This window comes from Paenibacillus sp. FSL H8-0317 (genome assembly GCF_045040685.1).
Taxonomy (GTDB): Bacteria; Bacillota; Bacilli; order Paenibacillales; family Paenibacillaceae; genus Paenibacillus.
Genome location: NZ_CP150294.1, coordinates 2,565,005 through 2,590,619, shown reverse-complemented (window position 1 = coordinate 2,590,619; position 25,615 = coordinate 2,565,005). Strand labels below are relative to the sequence as shown.

Here is a 25,615-nt window from a genome sequence, read left to right as displayed (position 1 = left end):
TCTCTATTAATCTTTACGCATCAACAAATCTTTCTGTTTGTCCAACGTGCCGCGTAATCGTAATATTGCCTTGGAATGTAACTGGGATATACGAGACGGAGAAAGAGACATAACCTCAGCAATTTCACTAAGAGAAAGATCTTCGTAATACAAGAGTGAAACAACCGTTCTCTCTTTTACCGTCAACTTGTCAAGCCCTTGCACCAAAGCTTCCTTCAAATAAAACTCATTCACTTTATAATCCGGGTTTTTGGCTTTCTCATCCACCATCAAAGACAGACGAGTCTCAGACTCTTCCTCACGAATTGGGTCCTCCAGCGAGCAAAGTGACATGACTGCCACTTCCTGAAGCATATGTTGAAAATCTTTAGTGGACACGTCCAGGTACTCGCTCATTTCCTCATCACTAACAGACCTCAGATAACTTTGTTCCAGCTGTTGGTAGGCGTCTTCAATTCGCTTGGCCTTCTCACGCACAGAACGCGGAACCCAATCTCCTTGACGCAGACCGTCAAGAATGGCTCCGCGGACCCTCCATGATGCATAAGTTTCAAATTGCAGACCACGTTCATAGTCGAACTTCTCCAATGCATCAATTAACCCCATAACGCCATTGCTCTCCAAGTCATCCTTGGGAACATTTTTGGGTAAACCAACAGCCAGTCGACCGGATACATAATTTACAATATGAAGATACTTTTCAATCAACGTTTTCTTGGCATCAAGATCTCCATGTTCTTTCCACTTTTCCCACAGATCAGAATGGTTCAAATGTGAAGCTTTACGCTCGTTCAATTGCTTTCACCCTCCTTATTTGTCTGTCAGGTGACGAACGGCCTGCGCCAATTCCTCCGGATCCTTGGTCCGGACAAGTTTAGGCGGATCCAAAGGGGCGAATCCCGTTGGAGCTTTCGTCTCAGATGGCGGAAGATCGTCCCCAGATGAAGCGTTCTGTCCACTCTTGAGCAAATCATTCAGCTCTTGTCCATCGTCTTCGATTTTAATGTCCACCTGTGAACCTCTTTGATCTTGAGCATTTGGTGAATCATAACCATACCCATTTCCCTCGATCTGAGGGTTCAGCAGCAATCCCAATCCCCAGCGTAAACCATATGCAAGGACAAACCAGGCTACGAATCCGATCAATCCGCGAATTAAACTGGTCATCAGCACATTGCTGCTGTACGCTACAAAAAAAGTAAGAATAAACCCAACGATGCCTGCTCCAAGATTAATGCGGTAGTTTCCTATCATAGTCTTATAATTCCTTTACACCCATTTGTACACTTCGAATAGTCAAAAGTCCAGTTTCACAGTCCATCTCAATCGTTCGTCCATAATTCCCACCCGTATCTTCTGCTAGAAGAGGGATATTGAGTTTTTGAAGCCACTCTCGACAAGAATCTGCATTCCTTGGTCCAATGCGCATTGTATCTCCAGCGCCAGCAAAGGCAAACATCTGAGAGCCCCCGGCCATTTTAGACACAATACGTGAGTGAGAAGCGCCTAGTTTTATCATCTTTTCCAAAAGCTCAGGCAACGCCGTATCCGCATATTTCGCAGTGTTCAGTTTCCCTTCACGGGCGATCTCTGAAGTAGGAAGCATGACATGCGCCATTCCAGCCAGCTTCAAATGTGGGTCATACATTGTTAATCCCACACACGAGCCCAAGCCCGTCGTACGGATTACACCAGGAAGATGAGCGATGTTTAAATCCGCCATACCGACTTTAACGACGCTTTTGTCCTCAATCATGGCTCAGTGGCACCCCTAGCGATTCAAATATCTTTGCAAAGGATGGTGGATCCGGAATGAGGAAAAACTGACCCTCAACTTGATCTTCACCTTCAAAGAAAGATGTGTCAATCAACAATGCAGCGTCACCCATCTCGCCAAATTGCAGCAAGCCATAACTTAGAATGGCTCCCGCCATGTCGATGGCAAGTCCAGGAACAGTTGGATACATAGACAACTTCGTGAAATCTGCCAAAGAAGAAAGATAGGATCCAGCCAAAATATTTCCAATTTCGGAAAGCGCTGATTGTTCCATATCTGTAAAAGCCAGTCCTTCTTTCAGATCAAACCCGGCAAGTCTATTCAACAACATTTTAGCAGCCTCTGGTGTCATCATAAAGAAAAGATTTCCCGGTGCTTCGCCCTCTACACGAAGAAACACGGTAACCACGATGCGTTCATCTCCGCCCACTTTTTCGGCAACTTCTTCAAAAGGGAGCATTTGTACTGTAGGTACACCCATGTCAATCGGTCTGTTGAGGAGTTGAGACAACGCCGTTGCGGCGTTGCCTGCTCCAATGTTACCGACCTCTTTGAGCACATCCATCTGGAATACCTCAAATCGGTTGAACATCTCCACGGTACTAGCCCTCAACACTTTCCAGCTGTACAATCTCGCTTTTATTTAATACTTCGTTTAGGTTGAGCATAATCAACAAGCGTGAATCCTCCAATTTAGCAACACCTCGCAGGTATCTTGCTTTGACGCCGCCAACCACTTCTGGTGGGCTATCGATTGCACTGCTCTTGATATCAATAACATCATTGGCAGAATCTACGATAAAGCCAACTTGCATGTCGTCTACACCTACGATAACAATACGAGTCTGATCCGTGTATTCCGTTTCCGGAAGGGAGAAACGACCGCGTAGATCAATGACCGGAATTACAACACCGCGTAGATTAATAACTCCTTTTACAAAGGAAAGTGTCTTGGGAACACGGGTAATTGGCATCATGCGCTCAATCGTCTGAACCTTATCTACCTCAATACCATACTCTTCGGAACCCAATTTAAAGACGATGACTTTCAACTCTTCTTCCATGTAAAAAACCTCCCTATTAAATGTAAGACTTAGCTCTATGCTTATTTAATAAATGCATTAGGATCAAGAATCAGGGCTACTTGTCCATCTCCGAGAATGGTTGCTCCAGAGATTCCTTCAATAGCAGGAAGATAGGTTCCCATTGATTTGAGAACAATCTCACTCTGTCCAATAAATTCTTCAACAGCTACGGCTGCAAGACGGTCGCCTTTGCGAATCACGACAATTTCTGTTTCCGGCTCATCAGCGTCATTGAAATCCGGTACGGAGAAAACTTCGCTCAAGGACAAGTACGGAATCAGTGACTCACGGAACGTGATCATTTTATTGCCGTGAATATTACGAACTTGCTCACGTTGTACAATGGCCGTCTCTACAATGGAGGACAACGGAACAGCGTATTTCTCTGAACCAAGTCGTACAAGCATTGCAGCAATAATGGATAGAGTCAATGGAAGCTGAACAGAGAAGTTCGTGCCTTTGCCTGGAGTTGAATGAATGGTTACATTACCGCCAAGCGAAGTGATCTTCGATTTTACTACATCCAAGCCAACGCCACGGCCAGAGATATCCGAGATAATATCAGCAGTACTAAAACCAGGTGCGAACAACAGTTGATTTACTTCATCGTCACTCATCTTGGCACCTTGTTCTTCGGTTACAACACCACGTTTGATCGCGGTTTTCAAAAGCTTGTCGCGATAGATACCTTTACCATCATCTTCAATCTCGATAAATACGTGATTCCCACTGTGGAAGGCACGCAGGTTTACTGTTCCCATCTCTGGTTTACCTGCAGCTACACGCTCTGCAATGGATTCCACACCATGGTCAACCGCGTTACGCAGTAAATGCACAAGCGGATCACCAATCTCATCAATTACCGTACGATCCAGTTCCGTCTCAGCACCTGTAATCACCAGATCGATTTTTTTATCAAGTGTCTTAGCCAGATCACGGATCATGCGCGGGAATCGATTAAATACAGTATCTACCGGAACCATCCGCAATTTCAGTACAATATTTTGCAAATCTGTGCTAACTCGACTTAAATGAGCTACTGTATCGGATAAATCATTGTTGCCTGTTTCACTGGCCAGTTGCTCCAGACGTGAACGGTCAATCAACAATTCGCTGAACAGGTTCATCAATACGTCGAGACGTTCAATATCCACACGAATGGTACGTGAAGGTGCAGCAGCTTGCTTCGGTGCAGCTGTTTTAGCTGGTACCGTTGTGGCTTCTTCTTTCGGTACAGAATTCTTATCCGGCGAAGCAACCTCAGCTACAGCTGTTGGTGCGGGTGGCGCTTCAACTGTAGCTGCTACCTGATTGGCCATCTGCTGAAGAGTCTCCTGATCCAGTTGAATGAGCTTCGCACTTTCAATTTCAGAGATACTCATGATGCCTTCTTCCAGTTCGTGCGCCTCTTTAGTTGTTATGTAATACAACGAGAAACTGCGCTCAAACTTCTCCTGCTCAATATCCTGAACGGATGGGTAAGCCTTAACGACTTCACCTGAACGTTCCAGCATATCAAAGACCATATAAGCCCGTACACCTTTTAACTGGCTATGCTCGCTAACAAGCACATCCACGTAGAACACACGATGACCTTCGGCGATCGACTGATCCAGCACTGAATATTGGAATTCATCCAGCTCCACAGCCGAAGAAATTGAAGCGTTAGCTGGCTTGTTTGTTTCTGTAGCAGGTCCGTCTCCATTTGTCATTTCACCATTTTCAATGGCCTGAAGTGAAGCTACGATTGCCGACACATCTGCTTTACCTTGTCCACCTTCGGTAATATCCTGAACCATGGTTTCCAAAGCATCCAGACTCTTGAACATGGTATCAAAAATGTAATCCTGCATTTTCAACTTCTCATTACGAACCAGATCCAACACATTTTCCATTTTATGTGTCAGTGATGCCAAATCTTCAAAGCCCATAGTTGCTGCCATACCCTTCAAGGTATGAGCAGAGCGGAATATAACCTGAACTATGCCCAGGTCTTCCGGATTGCCTTCAAGTTGAAGCATGTTTTCGTTAAGCGATTGCAGATGATCATTAGACTCATCAATAAACATGGATAAATATTGGTTCATGTCCATTGTGAGGCACCTCCTCCGTGAGTTACACTCCGTTATTTCACTGCTTGAACAAGTTTAGACGCAATCTCCTGCAATGGCAGAAGATGACGAACGCATTGCAGCTCTACAGCAGAACGCGGCATACCATATACAACACATGTTTCTTCATTCTCGGCAAAGGTTGATGTAACTCCAGCTTCGTATAATCTCTTCATCATACGTGCTCCATCACTTCCCATTCCCGTGAGCAAAACAAGATGCCTTTGTAAAGATGTAAACGGCAGAAGTGACTCAAACATCGTATCCACTGAAGGTCTATGGCCATTCACTGGTTGATCTTCAGTCAGCTTCACGATAAACTTCCCGTCTGCTGTTTTGTTAACTTTCACATGGAATCCGCCGGGTGCTATATAGGCAGTTCCTTTTTTCAGAACCATGCCCTCTTCAGCTTCAACCACATGCAGTGGACTGAATGTATTTAATCGTTGAGCCAGAGAACGTGTGAAGTTGGGCGGCATATGCTGCACAATAATAACCGGTGCAGGCAAATCAGCAGGCAACTGCTCAAGCAATGTTTTGAGAGCCCTCGGTCCACCCGTAGAACAACCTATTGCCACAAGTTTGTTGAATGGTCCTTCCAGCCCCCCTCCACCTTTGGGGACAGGATTAGGCTTGATTACATCCTTGGCTTTTGCAGAGGCAGAAGTTGCCGCTATTTGATCGGCTGCCACTCTAGCTGCATTAGGTAGTCGAACTTCCTTTGGAGTCTGTACCGTATTAGCTGACCTCACTGCTTTTTCTGCCTTCGTCCCCAGATTACGCTCAGCCTTCGGCAAAGGCTCTGATTTGTTCTCTACGCGACTTGGTTTTGAAGGTGACAATGGTTCAATTGTTTTCTTTGACTTGGCCTGAAAAGCTTCAGTCCGCTCTCGAAGAGAGTGTTGACTCGTCTGGACAGGTTCGACCGTTTTTTTTACAGGTTCCGCTCGATCCCTAGCCGGCAGTTCTTTCTGCACTGGCTGAGTTGGGGGAGCAACTGCTCCTCGCAACATGTCTCTATTTTTCATGGATAACTCACGATCAGCTTTTCTTTTGATCTCATTCATCGCAGCACGCATGCGCTCAACCAAGGCTTTACCGACTTGAGCAATATCCTGGTCATGTGAAATAGATGGTTTGCGAATGAAGTCAAATGCCCCGGCTTCAAGCGCCATAATGGTTTCTTTCATACCTTGTTCATTGATACCAGAGAGCATAATCACAGGAACGAAAGATTCCTTCATAATTGATTTTAAAGCATCCAACCCATTCATTTCGGGCATCTCAACGTCCATTGTAATAATATCTGGTTTCAATTCCAGTGATTTTTGAATCGCTTCTCTACCGTTTGATGCCGTTGCCGTAACCTTGAATTCCGGATCCGCTTGGATCAAATCCGTAACAATCTTACGCATAAAAGCGGAATCATCGACAACCAATACTTGATACACCGCCATGTTGTGTCACCCCTGTTTCCTTTATTCAGAAATCATGTTGTTCGTTTAAGCCACTTATTCATAAATCCCCTGATTCCTGTCAAGGTTCCGGATCCCGGAGTTGCAGGTACAGCCAGATAACGAAGAGCAAGTTTCTCTATATCTTTGGAGGCTTTGGCATTGGGATAAGCCAGACTATAGGGCATTTGCCTTTTAACCGCCTTGACTACCTGGGCGTCTTCTGAAATATACCCAAGTAGCGGAATATCCGTCTGCAAAAACCGCCTCGCCACTCCAGCTATTTTATCTGCCACCCGTTCCGCTTCTCGTTCGTCTTCCACCCGGTTAACGATCATCCGAAAGGGCGTAGCATTTTCCTGGCCGTGCATAACTTTGACTAAAGCATAAGCATCGGTTATTGAAGTCGGTTCAGGTGTAGTTATAATCAGGCATTCATCAGCAGCACCGATGAACTTCATATTCTCTCTGGAGAGTCCTGCCCCAGTGTCAAAGATGACATAATCCATTTCCTGGGCAATATCCTCGACTTGACTGGCGAAAAACTCCAGATCACGATCAGACAATGAGAACAACTCTTTCATGCCTGATCCCCCAGCAATGTAAGGCAAGCCACTGGCACCCAGTTGTATGATTTCCCTTATGGATTTATGTCGGTACAACAGGTGGTAAAGATTATAGGAAGAAGACGTACCCATAAGAACATCAATATTAGCCATTCCAATATCAGCATCAAATACAAGTACCTTTTGCCCCAAAGCCTGCAATGCCAAGGCAAAGTTCAGTGTGAAATTGGATTTACCAACACCTCCCTTACCACTGGCCACAGTAATGATTTTCGAGGATCGAATATCTCGCTCAATGCCTTCCAATTCCAATGGCGCGGAGACCATACTTCGAAGTGCAGCTGCCTGATCCTTCATTGTGACCATTCTCCCAGCAACTGTTTAGACAACGAATCTGCATCCGGCTTCAACAAATCGTCCGGAACATTTTGTCCATTTGCCACATATGCGAGCTTGAGTGGAAAACGGTGTAACAAGTTAAATAACGGACCGCAACTCCCAGTCTCATCCATTTTGGTGAAAATCACCTTATCTAGACCATATTTACTGAAATGTTCCGTGATCTGAACCATATCAGCACTTTTGGAAGTCATACTCATGACCAGAAAGGTTTCGCTATTCTCTACAGGAGCAAGCAAACTTTGCAATTCCGAAACAAGTAATTCATTTCTGTAGTTTCTACCCGCTGTATCCATAAAAATCAAATCACAATTCTCTAATCGAGAGATGGCACGTTGTGTATCACCGGGTGATTGTACCACCTCAAGTGGAACATTCAGTATAGATGCATATGTTCTAAGCTGTTCTACCGCCGAGATCCGATACGTATCTGATGTAATGAATCCAACTTTACGCTGTTTTTTGAACATTTGTTCAGCAGCCAATTTTGCAATTGTCGTTGTTTTCCCTACACCGGTTGGTCCAGCTACATAGACGATTCGCGTGGTAGGAAGAATGCCTTCTTCAATACGTTGCTCCAAAAAGTGCATAACCTCAAGCTTCACTATTTGCTCTACATCCTGTTCTTTCAATCCATCCTCAGACCATTTTGCTTGAATTGAATCAAACCAGGATTCCCATACTTCAGGCCACACATCTTGTTCTGTCAAACGTTCTCGGATCGTATGCAGTTCCTCTGGCACAGGGTCCGCAGAAGTACCTTGCTTTGAAAGCCTGGTCACCATCTGTTTAAGATCCTGCAATTCAGTCATCAACTTATCCTGCTGCAGGTCTGAACCTGTTGGCTTTGGACCAGTTGCTGAACCCGAAAAATCCGCCCCTTGCGGTCGCGGTTTATGATCCGTGCTCGAAGAACCAGAGCCGCTGTCTATGTCTGAACCGATATTACGCGATTCAAACACAGACGGCGCAGCCGCAGATTGGTCCTGTGCACTTTGATCACCTGTACTCATTGTCGCCGACTCATCAGAAGCCGCAACAAACGAACGAGCTGTTTGCCGATAAGCCTCAGGTACAAATGCACGAGGTACAGTTGTGAATTGATTTTGTACTGGCTTTGTTGTTTGCTTGTTTTCTTCCTTATCCACTGCAGCTACAACTTCGATCCGTTTTTTGCGAAACATTCCCATTACACCGCCCACCTTAATCTCTTTGGTAGACAGAATAACGGCATCACTTCCCAGGTCTTTGCGAATTTGAAGCATAGCTTCGGGCATGGTCTCAACAACGTATTGTTTTACTCTCATAAGTTCACCACCCCGATACTTTGAATTTCAACATTCGGCTCCAACTCGCTGTAGGAAAGCACAGGAATGTCCTGCATAGTACGTTCAATAACCTGACGCAGATACATCCGAATGGTTGGAGAAGTTAATACAACAGGTTGCTGACCTGATTGAATCAAACGGTTCACTTGTTCACTGAGCTTCTGATATACACTTTGTGTAGATACAGGGTCCAGCGCCAGATAACTGCCTTGATCCGATTGTTGCACACTTTCAGCAATTTTCTTCTCAAGACCAGGTCCAACCGTGATCACTCGAAGTGTCTCACCTTTTTGAGAGAACTGCTGAGTAATCTGACGTGAGAGGGATTGTCTGACGTATTCAGTCAGCACATCAGGATCCTTCGTATACGTACCATAGTCAGCCAGTGTCTCGAAGATGGTAACCATATCCCGAATAGATATTTTCTCACGCAATAACTTGGCAAGCACTTTCTGTACATCACCAATGGAAAGTAGAGAAGGGATCAGTTCATCCACAAGGGCAGAATAGTTCTCTCTGAGATTATCCACAAGTGCTTTTGTCTCTTGTCTTCCAAGTAACTCATGCGCATGTTTCTTAATCAGTTCCGTCAGATGTGTAGCCACAACGGAAGGCGGATCAACGACCGTATATCCTGCAAGTTCCGCTCTGTCTTTGGTTACTTCATCAATCCATAGTGCCGGAAGTCCAAAAGCAGGCTCCGTCGTTTCAATACCTGTCACAGACTCCTCATCATAGCCAGGACTCATGGCAAGGTAATGATTCAGCAACAGTTCTCCTCCGCCTACCACATTACCCTTGATTTTGATAACATACTCATTGGGTCTTAGCTGGATATTGTCTCGAATCCGTATGACCGGAACGACCAACCCAAGTTCAAGAGCACACTGCCTCCGAATCATAATGATCCGATCCAATAAGTCCCCACCCTGCTGATTATCAGCAAGCGGGATTAAACCATAACCAAATTCAAACTCAATAGGGTCCACCTGAAGCAGGTTAATTACACTTTCAGGACTTCTAACCTCTTCAATCTGCTGTTCTTCTTCCAACTGTTCTTCCGCTACTTGTTTCAAATTCAGATTATTCTGCATACGCCACGCGGCATATGCCAACACACCTGCCAACGGAAGCGTAGTAATAACATGAATGGGTGTGAAGAAACCGAGCATGGCGATAACGAAAGCTACGATATAAATAAGTATTGGATATGTAAACAGTTGCCCTGTAATATCATCTGCCAGGTTTCCTTCGGATGACGCTCTGGTGACGATAAGTCCTGCTGCTGTGGAAATAAGCAGAGCAGGGATTTGGCTTACCAATCCATCTCCGATCGTCAGTACAGAGTACGTTGACATTGCATCTGCAAAAGCCATCCCATGCACAGTCATACCGATTATAAATCCACCAATGAGATTGATCAGGAGGATGATAATACTTGCAATTGCGTCACCTTTTACGAATTTACTTGCTCCATCCATCGCTCCATAGAAATCGGCTTCACGTTCAATTTTGGAACGACGCTCACGAGCTTGTTGCTCGTTGATCAGACCCGCATTCAGATCCGCATCAATACTCATTTGTTTACCAGGCATCGCATCGAGGGTGAATCGGGCAGCAACTTCAGCTACGCGCTCAGACCCCTTTGTAATAACGATAAACTGAACGACAACGAGGATCAAAAACACAATAAATCCAATCGCAATTTGCCCACCAGCAATCCAGCTACCAAAGGTAGCAACTACAGCTCCGGCATCCCCATCACCAAGGATTAGCTTGGTTGTCGAAATGTTCAGTGCCAGTCGGAATAGTGTAGTGATCAACAGCAAAGCTGGAAAAATAGAAAACTGCAACGCTTCTTTGCTGTTCATGGCAACAAGGAGTATCATCAGAGCAATTGAAATATTCACGACCAGCAACAAGTCCAACAGCCAGGGCGGGATCGGGAGAATCATCATCAACACAATGCCAATGATACCCGCAAGGACAGCTATATCTTTAATCTTCAATGAATGTACGGCCTCCGATCCCCTTTTATTTCGTTCTGCCCTTTAGTTTATATACATAAGCCAGCACTTCGGCTACCGCTTGAAACAAATCGGCCGGTATAGCGTCACCAATCTCGGCTCTCTGGAACAATGCTCGTGCTAACGGCTTGTTTTCCATCGTAATAACACCGTTTTCTTTGGCAATTTCCTTAATACGCAAGGCGACATAATCCTGACCTTTGGCAATAATCTGCGGTGCCTCCATCTCGGAACCTTCATACTTTAGCGCAACCGCGAAGTGGGTCGGGTTCGTGATGATTACATCCGCATTCGGCACTTCCTGCATCATACGCTGCATAGCCATACGACGCTGACGTTCCCGAATTTTACCTTTGATCAGCGGATCGCCTTCCATTTTCTTGTACTCATCCTTAATGTCCTGCTTGGACATGCGAATCTTCTTCTCATGGTCATACTTCTGATACATGTAATCAAATATCGCAAGTATCATTAATGCCACTGCAATCTTGATACCAAGACTTAAAGTGATCGACGCAGCGAAATGTAAAATAGCATCCAATGAAAAATGAGAAAGTGATGCAATATCTGACTGGTAGCCTTTAATTGTACTGTAAACGAGATAACCGATAATCGACATTTTCAAAATGGATTTAGCAAATTCCACTAATGAGCGGAGAGAGAATATATTTTTGAAACCTTTAATCGGGTCCAGTTTCTCAAGTTTTGGCTTCAATCCTTCCCCTACAAGAAGAAAACCAACTTGCATGTAGTTAACGATCAAAGCAACCAGTAACGCACCCAGCAAAACGGGAGCGATCAATAACAAAACTTCAATGCCATAGCGCATCATAAGCGCCATCACATTCTCTCCGGTGATATCCATACTCAATCGATTGATGAAGATATCTGTAAACAGACGAACTATACGTTCTTTATAGAAATTGCTGAATACCATCATGATCAAAAACACGATTAGGAGAATGGAGGCGCCAGATAGTTCAGCGCTTTTTACAACCTGTCCTTTTTTTCGTGTATCCTGTCTCTTTTTCGGGGTAGCTTTCTCCGTCTTCTCCCCTGAAAACAACTGGAGGTCGAGTTGAAGTTTCATCCGTGTCTTTTCCTCCGTTTCACTCAGCCGGGCCTTTGTCCAATGGTTCCAAGCAATTTTTCCATCGATCTGAATATCGCTTCGAACAATTGACTAAATACAAAGGAGAAACTGGGAACCAGCAAAAGCAAAATAGCAAGACCAACGAGTAACTTAAGCGGCAACCCAACTGCAAATACATTAAATTGAGGAGCAGTTTTGGCCAAAAAACCCAATCCAACATCCGTCAAAAACAACGCAACTACAATTGGAGCCGACATCTGAAAAGCCAGCATAAATGATTGACCTAAGGTCTGAAACAAAAATTCAGCAATACTTCCATCTGCCAACCGTAGGAAAAATACATTAGATAATGGTACCCACCGGTAACTGTAGACTATCGCATCCAGCAAATAATGGTGACCATTCATCGTCAGAAACAGAAGCATAGCAAATGCATACTTCAAGTTACCCGTAAGTGGAGCTGAAGCACCTGTCATTGGATCGTATACATTGGCCATACCAAAACCGATCTGTAGATCGATAAAGGTCCCCGCAGTCTGAACAGCCGTCATCAACAGAAAAGCCACAAAACCTAAAAGCAAGCCAATTAAAATCTCTCTGATGATCAATAAGACATAACTCAGGTCTGTGGGTACGGTCTGGTCTATTCCGTAAATCAGATAGACAGATAATGTGACAAATGCAGAGATACCTATTTTAACTGAAGCCGGCACATTTCGAGCCGAAAAAACTGGCGCAGTTACAAAAAATGATGTGATTCGACAAAACATAAGCAGAGCGACAGGGAAACTTTGCAACAATGTCTCCATCTGCTAAAGCCTACCCTATGTATCTGTATAGATTATCGAGAATGTTAAACGTAAAATCGACCAAGATATTTAAGATCCAAGGTCCAAACAAAAGTACTGACAGAAGTACGGCAACAATCTTGGGCACAAAAGCTAATGTTTGTTCCTGAATTTGAGTTGTCGCTTGAAAAATACTGATTGCAAGTCCTACAACCAGAGCTAGTATAAGCATGGGTGCGCTGGCCAGCAATGACGTGTATACCGCTTTCCCGGCCAGACCGATAATAAATTCCGAAGTCATGACCGTCCTCCTTTAACTTTCCGGATCAAGTATTAAAACTCAGTAACAGTGACTTGACAACCAGATACCACCCGTCTACAAGGACAAAGAGCAGTATTTTGAAAGGTAATGAGATCATGACCGGCGGAAGCATCATCATCCCCATTGCCATGAGTGTACTCGCGACAACAATGTCTATAACCAGAAACGGAATAAAAATCATAAACCCCATCTGGAATGCTGTCTTCAACTCACTGATTACATATGCCGGCACCATAACAGTAATTGGGATATCCTGATAGGTCTTTGGTTGTTCAGTCTGATTGTACTTCATAAACAGTAACAGATCTTTTTCTCTGGTATGACTAAACATAAATTTCTTTATGGGATCAGCTGCTTTTTCAAGTGCCTCGGTTTGCGTAAGCTCTCCCTGGAGATAGGGCTGAAGCGCTACCTGATTTATGGAAGACAACGTCGGCGACATAATGAAAAGTGTCAGAAATAGCGCCAAACCGACTAGCACCTGATTCGGTGGCATTTGTTGTGTACCTAAAGATGTACGTATAAAACCGAGCACAATCACAATCCGAGTAAAACTGGTCATCAGTACAAGCATTGCTGGAGCAATACTAAGCACCGTAATTAACAGAATGATGGACAGTGAACTCGTGCTTGGTGTCCCTCCATCACCGTTTCCAATCTGAATATCAATATTCGGAATGGGTTCGGCAAAGGCAACCGTTACAGATGCCAGACTGATAAGTCCTAATAAACAACACGCTAACCAAATCTTTTTCTTCATGAATCCCTCGACCGATCTGTAGTATTGTCTTTATCCAGGAGCTTTTCCATCTTCTCTTTACGGTTAGGCATCTGCCGAAGTTTGGATTCAAACATTTCGTGAAAAGAAGTTGTGTCCTCTAGTTCCATTTCCCGCGGCGGTTCTTCTCTACGGAAACGTTTTGTGAGCTTGGCAATGAGAGGTGAGAGATTCCCTTGTTGTGCAGCAGCATCTCGTTCGAAGGAATCAATGATTCTTTGCGCCTCTTCCAGATCTGAAACCTTATCTACCAACTGAATGTCTTCACCTACACCAAGCAGATATACACTTCCACCAATTTCAATAATTTGCAGCGACTTGTTTTGCCCCAGTCCAACCCCGCCCAGGGTACGAATTGTGCCGTGCCGGAACATTTGCTGATTCCGTTTGTTTAAAAAACGGATCAGATAAACAATAAGGGCCAGGATGACGGCCAGGACAACAATCACCCATACAAGCTGTAAATAATAATTGGTTCCCACGCCAGCTCCTCCTGGAATATCACCCTGAGCCATCATCATGTCTCTTAAACGCCCAGTGTCTTGCTGATCGCTTCGATAACCCGGTCAGATTGGAAAGGTTTAACGATAAAGTCTTTGGCACCTGCTTGAATAGCGTCGATTACCATCGCTTGTTGCCCCATCGCGGAGCACATAATTACTTTAGCGTTAGCATCAATCTTCTTGATTTCTTTCAAAGCTGCAATGCCATCCATCTCAGGCATCGTAATATCCATTGTGATCAGATCCGGACGAAGCTCTTTAAATTTCTCAATTGCTTGTGAGCCATCCTGTGCCTCACCAACAACCTCATATCCATTTTTGGACAAAATGTCCCGGATCATCATTCTCATAAATGCAGCGTCGTCTACGACTAAAATTCGGTTTGCCATCTTGATTCAAGTCCTCCCTAAATTGTGCTTATTGTAATTTCTGAATTCGGTCCCATTGGCTAACGATATCTATAACACGAACACCAAAGTTTTCGTCAATAACGACAACTTCTCCCTTGGCGATCAGTTTGTTATTCACCAAAATATCGACAGGTTCCCCGGCTAACTTATCCAGTTCGACAATCGAACCCTGTGACAGTTCCAAAATATCTTTAATTTGCTTCTGGGTCCTTCCTAATTCTACGGTGACCTTAAGGGGAATGTCCATCAATAAATTCAAATTGTTTTCGTCTACCTGACCATACGCCCCGTTTTGCAAATTGGCGAATTGAACTGGTTGTACGTTAACATTCCTATTTGGCATTCCACCGTAATGTTGAGGTGCACCATAAGGTTGCTGCGGGGGCATGCCATACGGCTGCTGTGGCGGCATTCCTTGAGGCATACCCATCGGGGCCTGTCCATATCCGTTATAGTCCTGAGCAGGCTGTTGTGGAGCCTGTGGAGCCTGTTGGTGTTGAACGGGCGGCTGCTCTGCAACCGGTGGCGGCGTTGCTGGTACAGCTGCTGGCGCAGGTTCAGGTGTTGATGCCACTGGTGCGCTGGCAGTTGACTCCTGAGCGCCTCCAATCAGCATGTCTACCATGTTTTTGGCAAAATGCACTGGTAGCAACTGCATCAGATTGGAATCGATCAGATCCCCGATTAATAAGCGAAATGAAACCTGGATGAGCGTCTCATCTGCTGGAAGATTACTTACACCCTCTCCACTCTCCAGATTGAGAATATCGATACCCGGAGGGGAAATATTCACAAAACGATTAAAAATCGTGGACATTGAGGTTGCAGAGGAACCCATCATCTGGTTCATCGCTTCCTGTACCGCACTAATATGGATTTCATTCAGTTCTTCATCGACCGGATTTCCTTCACCACCCAGCATCAAATCAGCGATGACTTGAGCATCTCTCTTCTTGATAACAAGTGAGTTAATGCCTTCGAATCCATCCACGTAATTCACATGAACGGCAACATGCGGCTTAGGAAAAGCTTCTTCAAACTGCGTTCGACTAATGATAGAAACTTTAGGTGTTGTAATATCTACTTTGAGGCCTAATAGCGTGGACAAGGCTGTTGCCGCGCTACCAAATGTAATGTTACCAATCTCCCCCAAGGCATCCTGCTCCAGCTCGGTCAAAAAATCATCAACCGTCTTTTCGGCGGGTTCCGAGCTGTTTATCGATTCCGATTGCCTGAGCAAAGCATCGATTTCTTCCTGGGATAAATAATCCTTACTCGTCAAATTCTTCAACTCCTTCGGTGACAATCTCGTCTATTTGCACAGCCACACGGTCCTTGATTGTCCCCGGACTGCCCATGTATTTCAGTTTGTCACCCACTTTAATGGAAAGTCCCTCATCAACTGGTTTGTTCAACGTAATGACATCACCAACGGACAGACCCAGAAATTCTGCAATTGAAATTCTCGATTCTCCCAATTCCGCAACGATGGGTAACTTGGCTTTGTTCACACGCTCTTTTAGAGCATCATACTCCTCCGGAGCTCTCGTTTTCTTCTCCGAAACAAACCACTGATGAGTTGACAACCGTGACATAATAGGTTCAAGAACGACATGCGGTATACATAGATTGATCATGCCTGTCGTGTCACCAATTTTGGTACTGAGCGAGATCAGAGCAATGGTCTCATTGGGAGATACAATCTGCATAAATTGCGGATTGGTCTCGAGCGCTTCCATCCTCGGGGTAATATCCAACACGGTCTTCCATGCTTCTTGCAAACTTTCAAATGCACGGCTGAATATTCGTTCCATGATGGTCGTTTCAATCTCCGTCATCGATGCAATCTTTGTTGGAGCACTCCCGGTTCCACCAAGAAGGCGATCCAACATCGCATATCCCACGTTTGGATGGACTTCCATCACCATTCGTCCCTGTAGTGGCTCCGCTTCAAAAATGTTCAATATCGTCATCTTAGGAATAGAACGGATAAACTCATCATAAGGCAACTGTTCGACCTGAACGACATTGATTTGAACGAACGTCCGCAGTTGGGCTGAAAAATAAGTGGTGAGAAAGCGTGCAAAGTTTTCGTGAATACGAGTCAAGCTTCTGATATGGTCTTTGGAAAAACGCACTGCCCGCTTAAAATCGTACGATCTAATTTTCTTCTGAGTTTCTTCCTTCTTCAATTCTTCTGCGTCCATTTCACCAGAAGAAAGGGCTGCTAATAGGGCGTCAATCTCATTTTGTGATAATACATCCACCATGTTCTCACCCCCTTACAGGTCTACAGCATGTTCTGTTCATTTACATCGTTGCTATCACAATGTCTGAAAAACTAGTGCTTTTCAATTTCGGCTCAGGCAATGCCTCATTAATTAGACCTGTCAGTTTCTCATTGAATTGTTTCATACCCTTGGCCGAATTCAGTTCCTCAGCCTTGGTGTCTGCAAGTGCCTGAATAATAATGGGCTTCACCGTAATGCTTTTGATTTTTTCAAAATCTTCTTTGGCTGTTTTGTCAGATAACTTGAAAGAAAAACTAACCATAATAATACGATCCGGATCGGCCAGATTCGTTTTAATCTGTGCAAGCTCTGACGATACTTCTACAATTTCATCCGCAGTCATTTTTTTTTCTTCAGTAGCTGCCGCCGTATGTGTGTCGTCCTTATTTCCGTTCTGTCCTTGCATAAATACAAACACAACCACCACAATGAGTGTTATCGCCAGCAACATTGTTGCAAGCCAGGGCATCATTTTTTTCATCAGGATTCCTCCGTTTGCTGCACTTTAATAGTGGCTGCCTGAACCCCGATTTCACGGTTGTAATCTTTAATCTTGGAAATAACGTCATCGGCTTTTTCAAGCACAATCAGTCTCTTTCCAGTTACCAGAGTAATATACGTATCCGGCGTCTCTTCCACAATTTCAACCATCAGCGCATTTAACCACATGGGAGAACCATTTAACCGCGTAACCGAAATCATGCTAAGCCCCCTTGATCAGAGTGGGAGGAGCAAGCTCCCCCACGTTTTAAAAATTCATTAATCAGCTATTAACGTTTCAGGTTAACAACTTCCTGAAGTATTTCATCCGACGTTGTAATGATCCGGGAGTTTGCCTGGAATCCACGTTGAGCTACAATCATCTCAGTAAACTCTCCTGTCAGATCCACGTTAGACATCTCGAGCTGTCCAGCAATGATTGCTCCTGTTCCGTCCTCAGCACTGTTCGCTGTTAATGGTTCCAGCGCCCCATCCGGATTCGCGTTTGCTGTCATACGGTACAAGTTGCCCCCAATTTTCTCAAGGCCTTCTGGATTGACAACTTTACCTATTCCAAGCTGTGGACCTGCTTCGATGGTTCCGTCTGCCATGGTTTGGTTAATTGTTCCATCCTGACCTATCGTGAAGGAAACCACATCATCCGGTATCGTAATATTTCCACCACCATTATCCAGAACAAACAATCCATCCGAAGTCAAAAGGTTACGTGCAGCATCCACATGGAAATCCCCTGCACGAGTCAGGTAAGGTATTTCCTGATCTTCACTCAAACGTACCAAGAAGAATCCATCTCCATTAATCCGAAGATCTGTTGGATTATTCGTTGTCATTGGGCTACCTGCCAGATGCAGCGTATCAATTGAACCTACCGTTACACCAAGACCGATTTGTTTCGCATTGACACCACCACTTGCATCGCCAGGGGCAGTTACCCCTGCCGTTGTTTGGCTCATAATATCTTTGAACATAACCCGACTGCCTTTGAAGCCAACCGTGTTTACGTTCGCAATATTGTTACCAATTACGTCGAGTTTTGTTTGGAAACCCCGCATCCCGGAAACGCCTGAGTACATTGATTTTATCATTTTAAAAAATCCTCCCAGTCTTCATTTGGTTACCGCATCAGTCGGTCAGCGGCATTCCGGCTCCCGAGAAGGGCCAGCCGGTTAAGAAATGATTACGGCACTATCAATCTGAGTGAACACATTATCCTTCATGCTCTCACTATCCATAGCTGTAACCACAGTACGATTTTTGACATTGACGATAAAAGCCATATCCTGCATTAAAATCAATGACTCTTTGGCTCCTTTAGCAGCAGCTTTGTCCAAAGCAGAACCAATCTGTTCCATTTGCTCGGTCTTGAGTTCAATACCACGCTGTTCCAATCGTTTGGCAGCATGATTGCTCAATTTCAGAAGATTATCTTCCAGCACCTTTGCAAAAGGTTTTTCGGGTATGACCGAAGCTTCTCCCGTTTTGGGTCTTTGAAGCATATTCGGTGTAATCGGGCCTGCGTATAATTGTCCAACCGTTATGCGATCACTCATATCGTTTTCCCGCTATCTTCCGTGTCACCCGTTTCAGTGGATGATTCAACTGGCTGGCTCTCGTTCGTTTCAGGGGTTACGTCCTGAACGTTCTGTACCGGAGTTTGACTCTCTTCTGCCTGTTTTGGATAATTCACCTGAATGATCTCATCCAGCTTAATCTCGTCTTTGCCCACTTTTGCGTATTGAACGCTATCTCTTACAATGATGGAATCTACAATACCCTGGCGAAGAGTTCCGTTATCATCTTTATTAGAAGAAAGCCAACTTACCTCCATGCCAATCATGCCGGATACAGCACCAAGTGACTGGTTCAATGTTTTGAGCTGGGTAGAAATATTGACCAGTTGTTCCACTGAGCTGAACTGTGCCATTTGAGCGATAAATTCCTTATCCTCCATCGGCTGCATCGGGTCTTGATTTTGCAGCTGGGTAATCAGAATTTTTAGAAACTGATCTTTACCCAATTCTTTTGTTGCAGCACTTGTAGTTGCTTTATTGGCTGCCGAATAGTTCGGCCAGGTATTATTCGTTGAAACAATTTCATTAGCCATTTGCTCACCTCATTTCTGTTTAAGCCTTAGCACTAAATGTATCTCTCTGTAATTCATTTCCTTCGACTTGCTCGCTACGCCAGTTACGCAATTCTTCTTGAATTCCTGCTGTAGCTATAGCATCATCCGATTGTTCCTCACGCTCACGCGAACGGCGTTGTTGCTGAGAATTACTTCCCGGCTGACGGCCTCCGTCCTGATACATCTGTGATCCGATTGAACTGTTCTGAGTAACCTCAAGTCGTTCCACTTGAATTCCCTGGGCTTGAAGTGAAGAACGTAGCTGCGTCATTTGTTGTTCAAGCATGTCTTTAGCCATCGTATGTTCAGTCATAAACCGTGCAACCAACTGCCCGTTCTGCATGGTAATTTGAACGTCCAACTTACCTAAATGCTCAGGCCGAAGTGAGATGGTCGCCTCGGAAAATCCTTTTTGCTGGACAATATCCAGCTTGTTAACAACAAACTGTGTCATTTCCTTGGCAAACTGTGATGTTTGCATTACAGGTTCAGCCGGCTTTCCTGCTGTTGTACCTGATGAACGCAAAGACAGCTCTCCTGCAGTAATGATGGTTGAGTGTTCCGCTTCTCCACCTGCATTTGAAGCAGATGTTGTCTCAGCCTCAGCTTTCACCTGGGTTCCAGAATTCGCCACTGCCGCAACAATAACTTGTGGCACAACAGAATCCTGTTTGGATGTTTGAAGCGAAGTACTTGTAGCGACTTGTGCAGTCTGATCCTTAACTGCAGTCAATGTATCCAGTATGGATTTCAGTTCAGTCCATCCTTTGTTACTAGTGGTATCCACTCCAGCCTCTTGAAGCTGACTCTGCAGAGATTGTAACAGATGTTTGAATTCAGGAGCGTTCTTCGCAACGTTACTCTCAGGATCATTCATTCCAGCCACTAATTGTGTAAGCATATCTTGCAGAACAAAACGTACTGCTGCCGGATGCTGCGACAATTCAATTGCGGGTACTGTTTTTGCGCTTTCCGCTCCGTTCGAAGACTCGTCAGAACCTTCTGCATTAGTACCTGAAGGATTACTTAATTGTGTATACAGCTGTTGTATCAGAGTTTGCAAACCTGCAAGTAGAGCTGGGTCATTTTCCAAAGCTTCGTCAAGTGAATCCAAGTCCGTGAACAACGAATTCAGTATAGCTGTGATTGATGCCGCTTCTCCTTCTTCACTTGTAGCAAAGGAAAACACCAACGGATTGGCAGTTAAGCTTCCAGTAGCGCTTGAACTATCACCTTCTGTATTTCCTCCAGATAACGATTGTGCAAGAGTTTGGAGAAATTCACCGCTAGCACCTACAGCTGAACCTTTCGATTGTGCTCCGGTTGTCTGAACTGTCCCTGTTGCTTTTGCAGATGCTGTGGATGCCATTTGATATACAATCGACATTTATTTTCACCTCCTCTCGGTTATACAGTGTAATCAGTTCTACTTGTTGCCCATTAATTTGTTCAAAATTTTTGCAGTTTCAACCGAGTCCTCTGAAGACATGTTCTCAAGCAATTGAGAGCGTGTTGCATCATCTACTGAATTCAGGATGGTCAATGTTTTGTCAGGACTTAGCTTGTATGTTTCCAATAATAGCTTGGCACCACTTGAAGCAGACATCGAAGCAAATGTTTGACTAAGCTGGTTTTTATCCAGGTTTTTGCTTGTGGTTGTGGATGCAGTTGAAGTTGCTGCGGTTTCTTTCTTCAATCTGGATTGCAGCGCATCCAGCGCCAGATCCCCGGACGGTTTGGCATCCTTCATCATCATGGTGACATCGGCTGCTGTTTTCGGGTCCATCTTTTCAAGCACCTTGGTCCGAGCAGATGACTGCATGGCATTCAACAACAATACCATTTCCTCATTCGTCATATTTTGCAAAATCGGTGCAGCTTTGCTTGGACTCATGTCCGCATACATTTTAGCTAAATCTTTGATTTGCTTTTGATAATCGGATTCTGTTTCTGGCGTTGCTGCCGTAGCTGTTTCAGCCGCTTTTTCCGCATCATCCAACTTCTTCTGAAGGTCCGTGGCCTTCTTCGCTTCAGTTGTTGTCGCTTCCTGTGCTGCCTTAAGTTCTGTTTCTTTTGCCGTAACTTGGGACTTCAGCTTTTCGATTGTGGCTTCAGCACTTTCAACCTGCTGCTCACTTTTCTCCAGCTTATCTTTCTCAGGGTCCAGCACAGGATCAGGTACCCATTCCTTAACTACCGGGATCTTGTTGGCGAATTCGAACAAATTATTACGAATATCTACATTAAAAAGCGTAAGCAATACGCCCAGCAATACTACGGTGAATACAATCGGGATGGAAATCATGAGAAATTTTTCCCAGCCGCCTCCCGATTCTTTTTCCATGTCGCTATCGTCTTTAACAGCCATCGTTCATTCCTCCTTCACGAGACAACTTCGCGTCCGGCTCACATCAATTCGCGCGTCCGGCTTTGGCAGCGAAGCGTACAGTAGCCATCTCGTCCAGATCGTTCTGTTCCCGGAGGAGCATATCCTGCTGAAATTTGATCTTGGCCTTGTCTCTCGCTCCAAGCCATACTTTTTCATCAACCATCTTACCGTTCAGAAACGTCTGATTCCGCTGCACATTGACCTGAGCATGTTTAACATCATTGTTTTTACGTGAAATGCACTCGTCAAGATGATGTACATATCGCTGCATCTCCTGCAGACTGTTTACAGACGCTGTATTTTCCGTAGCAGATTGGATAATCCCGACCAGATTATTTCTATCGTTCAGAAGTTGTATCAGATGCTCTTCCTCCGTCTGAAGTTTACCGATCGCTGTGGATAACATCCACTCTGCCTGTGTTTTTTCATTACTCTTCAGGTCAACAACTTTCTGGAAATGATATCGAAATTTCATCGCTTAACCATTCATCTCCTTGCAAATTCAAGAATCAAACGTTCCTGCACTTCACTTAAGGTGACTTTCTCGTCAACTTTCTGCTTGGTAAAGTTCCATATACTATCAATCTGGTCTATGGATTCATCAATCGCTGCATTTGATCCCCGCTGGTAAGCTCCAATATTGATCAAATCCTCCGACTCTTTGTACACAGCCATCAAACGTTTCATATTATTAACGGCTTCAAGCTGCTCTTCCGGAGCAATATCCTTCATGACACGACTTATACTGGCTAGTACATCGATCGCTGGAAAATGACCTTTATTTGCAATGGATCGGTTTAACACAATGTGGCCATCCAATATACCCCTCACCGCATCGGCGATCGGTTCGTTCATGTCATCCCCATCAACCAGAACGGTATAAAAGGCTGTAATCGAACCCGTAGGCCCTGTGCCTGCCCGTTCAAGCAGTTTGGGTAAACTCGCAAATACCGATGGAGTATATCCTCTCATTGCCGGAGGTTCACCTACAGCCAAACCGACTTCCCTTTGAGCCATCGCATATCGAGTAACCGAATCCATCATAAGCATCACGTTCATTCCACGATCTCGGAAATACTCTGCAATGGTGGTTGCAATAACTGCTCCCTTAATCCGAATCAGGGCAGGCTGATCTGATGTTGCAACAATGACTACGGATCGTTCCAATCCTTCCGGACCCAGATCCCGTTCAATAAAGTCGCGAACCTCACGTCCACGCTCACCTACAAGGGCGATGACATTGACATCCGCCGCTGTATTACGAGCGATCATGCCCATCAAAGTACTCTTACCAACACCAGAACCGGCAAAAATACCCACACGCTGTCCCTTACCTACGGTCAGCAATCCATCGATAGCCCTTACACCAACACCCATCGTTTCAAGTACACGTGGACGATCCATTGGATTGACCGGAGTATTGGAGGTAGAATACATCGGCATTCTGGATGGAAGGAGGGAACCGTCCAGCGGTTGTCCAAGTCCGTCCAATACTTTACCAAGCAATTCGGAGCCTACCTGAACACCAAGTGGCTTACCCGTACCTACTACATCACAACCAGGACCGATGGATTGAAGTTCACCCAGTGGCATAAGCAGCACTTTGTTATCTCGAAACCCAACAACTTCGGCTTGAAGAGGCTTGGCCGATTTACCAGGATAGATATAACATACGTCACCGATACTTGCATCTGGCCCTTCTGACTCCACCATAAGACCAATGACCTGAGTAACTTTGCCGTTAATACGAACAGGATCGAATTGGCGCAAATGTTCCATATATCGCTGTGAACTAAGAACCTTCATGTTGATTTCTTCGCTCCTCATCCTCAAGTGCTATGCGGACCAGTTCTTTTTTAATCTCAGCAAGCTGTGTATCAATTCTCGCATCTACACTTCCAAACGAAGAACGAATGACACATCCCTTATCTTTGACCGTTGAATCAGGCAAAATCTGCAATTCTGCCTGAGAGTCAATAGACAGAGACAATTCTTCACGAGCTGCCTGTACAAATGTAAACTGATCAGGTGCCACACAGAGTGTGATCAAACCCTGCTCCCGTTTACGTGACAAACTCTGACGAATCAGTTCCAATGTATGATCGGGTTCAATGGTAAGTTGCTTATCAATGACTTTCTCAGCGATCCCGCAAGCGAGCTCCACGAGGAACGGTTCGGCTTCCTGAATGATCTGATCTTTAGCTACATAAGCTTCCTTGAGCACTTCCTGGGCTTCAATCATCATCTTTTCGATCTGCACCTGGAGATCCAGTTCAGCTTGTACTTTGCCTTCATCAAAACCCTGTTGAAAACCTTGTGAACGTAGCGCTTCGGTCAGATGTTCATCCTGTTGTCGTTGTTCCTGCCACCAGCTGTCGATCTGTTCACGGGCCTCTTGAAGCATGCGTTCTGCCTCTTCTGAAGCTTCACGTACTTGCTTTTCTGCAAACTCCTTGGCATCTTCCAGCATTTCTGCGGTAAGACGTTGCGTTTCTTCGTCCACGCGTGCTTGAAGCGTTTCTGCCTCAGAACCTTCAGCACTATCACCGTATAATTCCGTTTCAGACTCCTCAGCACCACCATAATGATGGTGATTTTCAAGTTTTTTGCGGTCATCAACCGGTACATACTGGAAAGATTTAATCAAATTAGACAATGATATCATCTCCTCCACCGCGTGCGATAATGATCTCACCGGCTTCTTCCAATCTCCGTATCGTTCCTACAATGCGTGTCTGAGCTTCCTCAACATCACGCAATCGCACAGGCCCCATGAACTCCATCTCTTCTTTGAATGTTTCGGACATCCGCTTCGACATGTTCCGGAACACAGCATCCCGAACCTCTTCGCTTGCCACCTTGAGTGCGAGTTGCAGATCTGCGTTGTCGATATCCCGGATAATACGCTGGATCGAACGATCATCCACATTGACGATATCTTCGAATACAAACATACGTTTTTTGATTTCCTCTGCAAGCTCTGGATCCTGAATTTCAAGCGAGTCCAAAATGGTACGCTCTGTACCCCGATCGACTCCGTTCAGAATCTGAACGATCGATTCGATACCACCCGCATTGGTGTAATCCTGTGTTACGGTAGAAGATAACTTCTGTTCCAGAACCCGCTCCACTTGAGAGATAACTTCTGGCGAAGTACTATCCATAACAGCCACCCGGCGAGCGACATCTGCCTGTTTCTCTTGTGGCAAGGATGATAGAATCGCTGCTGCCTGTTCGAATTGCAGGTAAGACAGAACCAGGGCAATCGTTTGCGGGCTTTCATTCTGAATAAAGTTCAAAATTTGATTCGGATCTGCTTTGCGCGCAAAGTCAAATGGTCTAACTTGCAGCGTAGCTGTCAAACGATTAATGACTTCAAGTGCTTTTGATGAACCCAGAGCTTTCTCCAGGATTTCTCTCGCATAGTTGATACCGCCCTGAGAGATATATTCCTGCGCCAGACAGATCTGGTGAAACTCGGCCATGATCATGTCCTTTTCGGAAGAATCAACCTTGCGAACGTTGGCAATCTCCAACGTAAGTTGCTCAATCTCCTCATCACGCAGATGTTTGAAGATCTGAGCCGATACTTCCGGACCTAATGTAATCAACAAAATTGCTGCTTTTTGTCTTCCAGTCAAACCTTGACTGCTTGCCTTCGCCAATGC

29 protein-coding genes are annotated in these 25,615 nt (G+C 44.9%); all 29 read right to left on the bottom strand.

The window, feature by feature from the left end:
• Window positions 1-6: 6 nt before the first annotated feature.
• The 29 genes from MHB43_RS12175 to fliG all read right to left on the bottom strand — a co-directional run bounded on the left by MHB43_RS12175 (window position 7) and on the right by fliG (window position 25,612).
• A complete protein-coding gene (locus tag MHB43_RS12175) occupies window positions 7-795 on the bottom strand; it encodes a FliA/WhiG family RNA polymerase sigma factor (protein ID WP_339184077.1) in 789 nt (262 codons plus the stop codon).
• A 15-nt stretch (window positions 796-810) separates the two neighbouring features.
• Window positions 811-1,254, bottom strand: a complete 444-nt coding sequence (locus MHB43_RS12170) for a hypothetical protein (protein WP_076208888.1) — start codon at window positions 1,252-1,254, stop codon at window positions 811-813.
• Window positions 1,255-1,258: 4 nt separating this feature from the next.
• The gene (locus MHB43_RS12165) at window positions 1,259-1,756 is read right to left on the bottom strand and encodes a chemotaxis protein CheD (RefSeq protein WP_017689162.1); all 498 of its coding nucleotides are present in this window, start codon (window positions 1,754-1,756) and stop codon (window positions 1,259-1,261) included.
• On the bottom strand, window positions 1,749-2,369 hold the full coding sequence (locus MHB43_RS12160; protein ID WP_091034987.1) for a chemotaxis protein CheC: 621 nt from the start codon (window positions 2,367-2,369) through the stop codon (window positions 1,749-1,751). Before MHB43_RS12160 ends, MHB43_RS12165 begins: the two co-directional genes overlap by 8 nt.
• 10 nt (window positions 2,370-2,379) lie before the next feature.
• Complete coding sequence (locus MHB43_RS12155; protein ID WP_036609340.1) at window positions 2,380-2,841, bottom strand: chemotaxis protein CheW; 462 nt, start codon at window positions 2,839-2,841, stop codon at window positions 2,380-2,382.
• A gap of 41 nt (window positions 2,842-2,882) precedes the next feature.
• Complete coding sequence (locus MHB43_RS12150) at window positions 2,883-4,955, bottom strand: chemotaxis protein CheA (RefSeq protein ID WP_221824171.1); 2,073 nt, start codon at window positions 4,953-4,955, stop codon at window positions 2,883-2,885.
• A 32-nt stretch (window positions 4,956-4,987) separates the two neighbouring features.
• The gene (gene cheB / locus MHB43_RS12145; protein ID WP_339184074.1) at window positions 4,988-6,430 is read right to left on the bottom strand and encodes a chemotaxis-specific protein-glutamate methyltransferase CheB; all 1,443 of its coding nucleotides are present in this window, start codon (window positions 6,428-6,430) and stop codon (window positions 4,988-4,990) included.
• Window positions 6,431-6,462: 32 nt separating this feature from the next.
• On the bottom strand, window positions 6,463-7,350 hold the full coding sequence (locus tag MHB43_RS12140) for a MinD/ParA family protein (RefSeq protein ID WP_076208891.1): 888 nt from the start codon (window positions 7,348-7,350) through the stop codon (window positions 6,463-6,465).
• A complete protein-coding gene (gene flhF, locus MHB43_RS12135) occupies window positions 7,347-8,699 on the bottom strand; it encodes a flagellar biosynthesis protein FlhF (RefSeq protein ID WP_339184072.1) in 1,353 nt (450 codons plus the stop codon). The genes MHB43_RS12140 and flhF overlap by 4 nt, the downstream gene beginning before the upstream one ends.
• The gene (gene flhA, locus MHB43_RS12130; protein ID WP_091017288.1) at window positions 8,696-10,729 is read right to left on the bottom strand and encodes a flagellar biosynthesis protein FlhA; all 2,034 of its coding nucleotides are present in this window, start codon (window positions 10,727-10,729) and stop codon (window positions 8,696-8,698) included. Before flhA ends, flhF begins: the two co-directional genes overlap by 4 nt.
• A gap of 25 nt (window positions 10,730-10,754) precedes the next feature.
• A complete protein-coding gene (gene flhB, locus MHB43_RS12125) occupies window positions 10,755-11,837 on the bottom strand; it encodes a flagellar biosynthesis protein FlhB (RefSeq protein ID WP_176872693.1) in 1,083 nt (360 codons plus the stop codon).
• Between the two features lie 23 nt (window positions 11,838-11,860).
• Window positions 11,861-12,649, bottom strand: coding sequence for a flagellar biosynthetic protein FliR (fliR, locus tag MHB43_RS12120; protein ID WP_405132036.1), 789 nt, complete (start codon window positions 12,647-12,649; stop codon window positions 11,861-11,863).
• A gap of 10 nt (window positions 12,650-12,659) precedes the next feature.
• Window positions 12,660-12,929 (bottom strand): flagellar biosynthesis protein FliQ, encoded by a 270-nt coding sequence (fliQ, locus tag MHB43_RS12115; RefSeq protein ID WP_017689172.1) that lies wholly within the window; start codon window positions 12,927-12,929, stop codon window positions 12,660-12,662.
• 25 nt (window positions 12,930-12,954) lie between these two features.
• On the bottom strand, window positions 12,955-13,710 hold the full coding sequence (gene fliP / locus MHB43_RS12110) for a flagellar type III secretion system pore protein FliP (RefSeq protein WP_017689173.1): 756 nt from the start codon (window positions 13,708-13,710) through the stop codon (window positions 12,955-12,957).
• Window positions 13,707-14,243: a flagellar biosynthetic protein FliO gene (locus tag MHB43_RS12105; protein ID WP_143760270.1), complete on the bottom strand. Its 537-nt coding sequence runs from the start codon at window positions 14,241-14,243 to the stop codon at window positions 13,707-13,709. Before MHB43_RS12105 ends, fliP begins: the two co-directional genes overlap by 4 nt.
• 11 nt (window positions 14,244-14,254) lie before the next feature.
• Entirely contained in the window at window positions 14,255-14,620 is a 366-nt protein-coding gene (locus MHB43_RS12100; RefSeq protein WP_017689175.1) for a response regulator, read from the bottom strand.
• A gap of 28 nt (window positions 14,621-14,648) precedes the next feature.
• Entirely contained in the window at window positions 14,649-15,923 is a 1,275-nt protein-coding gene (gene fliY / locus MHB43_RS12095; RefSeq protein ID WP_150367668.1) for a flagellar motor switch phosphatase FliY, read from the bottom strand.
• Window positions 15,913-16,911: a flagellar motor switch protein FliM gene (gene fliM / locus MHB43_RS12090; RefSeq protein ID WP_221824176.1), complete on the bottom strand. Its 999-nt coding sequence runs from the start codon at window positions 16,909-16,911 to the stop codon at window positions 15,913-15,915. The genes fliY and fliM overlap by 11 nt, the downstream gene beginning before the upstream one ends.
• A gap of 40 nt (window positions 16,912-16,951) precedes the next feature.
• A complete protein-coding gene (locus MHB43_RS12085) occupies window positions 16,952-17,413 on the bottom strand; it encodes a flagellar basal body-associated FliL family protein (protein ID WP_339184059.1) in 462 nt (153 codons plus the stop codon).
• The gene (locus tag MHB43_RS12080; RefSeq protein ID WP_076208897.1) at window positions 17,413-17,634 is read right to left on the bottom strand and encodes a flagellar FlbD family protein; all 222 of its coding nucleotides are present in this window, start codon (window positions 17,632-17,634) and stop codon (window positions 17,413-17,415) included. The genes MHB43_RS12085 and MHB43_RS12080 overlap by 1 nt, the downstream gene beginning before the upstream one ends.
• Window positions 17,635-17,702: 68 nt before the next feature.
• Complete coding sequence (gene flgG / locus MHB43_RS12075; RefSeq protein ID WP_047842482.1) at window positions 17,703-18,518, bottom strand: flagellar basal body rod protein FlgG; 816 nt, start codon at window positions 18,516-18,518, stop codon at window positions 17,703-17,705.
• An 81-nt stretch (window positions 18,519-18,599) separates the two neighbouring features.
• A complete protein-coding gene (locus tag MHB43_RS12070) occupies window positions 18,600-18,983 on the bottom strand; it encodes a TIGR02530 family flagellar biosynthesis protein (RefSeq protein ID WP_221824178.1) in 384 nt (127 codons plus the stop codon).
• Window positions 18,980-19,537: a flagellar hook capping FlgD N-terminal domain-containing protein gene (locus MHB43_RS12065; protein ID WP_221824179.1), complete on the bottom strand. Its 558-nt coding sequence runs from the start codon at window positions 19,535-19,537 to the stop codon at window positions 18,980-18,982. Before MHB43_RS12065 ends, MHB43_RS12070 begins: the two co-directional genes overlap by 4 nt.
• A gap of 19 nt (window positions 19,538-19,556) precedes the next feature.
• Window positions 19,557-20,945, bottom strand: coding sequence for a flagellar hook-length control protein FliK (locus tag MHB43_RS12060; RefSeq protein ID WP_405132035.1), 1,389 nt, complete (start codon window positions 20,943-20,945; stop codon window positions 19,557-19,559).
• A 39-nt stretch (window positions 20,946-20,984) separates the two neighbouring features.
• The gene (locus MHB43_RS12055; RefSeq protein WP_221824181.1) at window positions 20,985-21,926 is read right to left on the bottom strand and encodes a MotE family protein; all 942 of its coding nucleotides are present in this window, start codon (window positions 21,924-21,926) and stop codon (window positions 20,985-20,987) included.
• Between the two features lie 43 nt (window positions 21,927-21,969).
• Window positions 21,970-22,422, bottom strand: coding sequence for a flagellar export protein FliJ (gene fliJ / locus MHB43_RS12050; protein ID WP_076208901.1), 453 nt, complete (start codon window positions 22,420-22,422; stop codon window positions 21,970-21,972).
• Between the two features lie 11 nt (window positions 22,423-22,433).
• Entirely contained in the window at window positions 22,434-23,753 is a 1,320-nt protein-coding gene (gene fliI, locus MHB43_RS12045; RefSeq protein WP_036609365.1) for a flagellar protein export ATPase FliI, read from the bottom strand.
• Window positions 23,740-24,603: a FliH/SctL family protein gene (locus MHB43_RS12040; RefSeq protein WP_221824183.1), complete on the bottom strand. Its 864-nt coding sequence runs from the start codon at window positions 24,601-24,603 to the stop codon at window positions 23,740-23,742. Before MHB43_RS12040 ends, fliI begins: the two co-directional genes overlap by 14 nt.
• Window positions 24,596-25,612, bottom strand: coding sequence for a flagellar motor switch protein FliG (gene fliG, locus MHB43_RS12035; protein WP_047842476.1), 1,017 nt, complete (start codon window positions 25,610-25,612; stop codon window positions 24,596-24,598). The genes MHB43_RS12040 and fliG overlap by 8 nt, the downstream gene beginning before the upstream one ends.
• Window positions 25,613-25,615 lie beyond the last annotated feature (3 nt).

What these genes read in the sequence shown, in the direction of transcription:
- MHB43_RS12065 (WP_221824179.1), bottom strand. Translation starts at nt 19,537, where the DNA reads ATGGCTAATGAAATTGTTTCAACGAATAATACCTGGCCGAACTATTCG.
- MHB43_RS12055 (WP_221824181.1), bottom strand. Translation starts at nt 21,926, where the DNA reads ATGGCTGTTAAAGACGATAGCGACATGGAAAAAGAATCGGGAGGCGGC.
- MHB43_RS12160 (WP_091034987.1), bottom strand. Translation starts at nt 2,369, where the DNA reads ATGTTCAACCGATTTGAGGTATTCCAGATGGATGTGCTCAAAGAGGTC.
- fliI (WP_036609365.1), bottom strand. Translation starts at nt 23,753, where the DNA reads ATGAAGGTTCTTAGTTCACAGCGATATATGGAACATTTGCGCCAATTC.
- MHB43_RS12170 (WP_076208888.1), bottom strand. Translation starts at nt 1,254, where the DNA reads ATGATAGGAAACTACCGCATTAATCTTGGAGCAGGCATCGTTGGGTTT.
- fliJ (WP_076208901.1), bottom strand. Translation starts at nt 22,422, where the DNA reads ATGAAATTTCGATATCATTTCCAGAAAGTTGTTGACCTGAAGAGTAAT.
- cheB (WP_339184074.1), bottom strand. Translation starts at nt 6,430, where the DNA reads ATGGCGGTGTATCAAGTATTGGTTGTCGATGATTCCGCTTTTATGCGT.
- flhF (WP_339184072.1), bottom strand. Translation starts at nt 8,699, where the DNA reads ATGAGAGTAAAACAATACGTTGTTGAGACCATGCCCGAAGCTATGCTT.
- fliP (WP_017689173.1), bottom strand. Translation starts at nt 13,710, where the DNA reads ATGAAGAAAAAGATTTGGTTAGCGTGTTGTTTATTAGGACTTATCAGT.
- MHB43_RS12080 (WP_076208897.1), bottom strand. Translation starts at nt 17,634, where the DNA reads ATGATTTCGGTTACGCGGTTAAATGGTTCTCCCATGTGGTTAAATGCG.
- flhB (WP_176872693.1), bottom strand. Translation starts at nt 11,837, where the DNA reads ATGAAACTTCAACTCGACCTCCAGTTGTTTTCAGGGGAGAAGACGGAG.
- MHB43_RS12105 (WP_143760270.1), bottom strand. Translation starts at nt 14,243, where the DNA reads ATGGCTCAGGGTGATATTCCAGGAGGAGCTGGCGTGGGAACCAATTAT.
- MHB43_RS12070 (WP_221824178.1), bottom strand. Translation starts at nt 18,983, where the DNA reads ATGAGTGATCGCATAACGGTTGGACAATTATACGCAGGCCCGATTACA.
- fliR (WP_405132036.1), bottom strand. Translation starts at nt 12,649, where the DNA reads ATGGAGACATTGTTGCAAAGTTTCCCTGTCGCTCTGCTTATGTTTTGT.
- MHB43_RS12140 (WP_076208891.1), bottom strand. Translation starts at nt 7,350, where the DNA reads ATGAAGGATCAGGCAGCTGCACTTCGAAGTATGGTCTCCGCGCCATTG.
- flgG (WP_047842482.1), bottom strand. Translation starts at nt 18,518, where the DNA reads ATGATAAAATCAATGTACTCAGGCGTTTCCGGGATGCGGGGTTTCCAA.
- MHB43_RS12060 (WP_405132035.1), bottom strand. Translation starts at nt 20,945, where the DNA reads ATGTCGATTGTATATCAAATGGCATCCACAGCATCTGCAAAAGCAACA.
- MHB43_RS12155 (WP_036609340.1), bottom strand. Translation starts at nt 2,841, where the DNA reads ATGGAAGAAGAGTTGAAAGTCATCGTCTTTAAATTGGGTTCCGAAGAG.
- fliM (WP_221824176.1), bottom strand. Translation starts at nt 16,911, where the DNA reads ATGGTGGATGTATTATCACAAAATGAGATTGACGCCCTATTAGCAGCC.
- fliQ (WP_017689172.1), bottom strand. Translation starts at nt 12,929, where the DNA reads ATGACTTCGGAATTTATTATCGGTCTGGCCGGGAAAGCGGTATACACG.
- MHB43_RS12100 (WP_017689175.1), bottom strand. Translation starts at nt 14,620, where the DNA reads ATGGCAAACCGAATTTTAGTCGTAGACGACGCTGCATTTATGAGAATG.
- MHB43_RS12165 (WP_017689162.1), bottom strand. Translation starts at nt 1,756, where the DNA reads ATGATTGAGGACAAAAGCGTCGTTAAAGTCGGTATGGCGGATTTAAAC.
- MHB43_RS12150 (WP_221824171.1), bottom strand. Translation starts at nt 4,955, where the DNA reads ATGGACATGAACCAATATTTATCCATGTTTATTGATGAGTCTAATGAT.
- MHB43_RS12085 (WP_339184059.1), bottom strand. Translation starts at nt 17,413, where the DNA reads ATGAAAAAAATGATGCCCTGGCTTGCAACAATGTTGCTGGCGATAACA.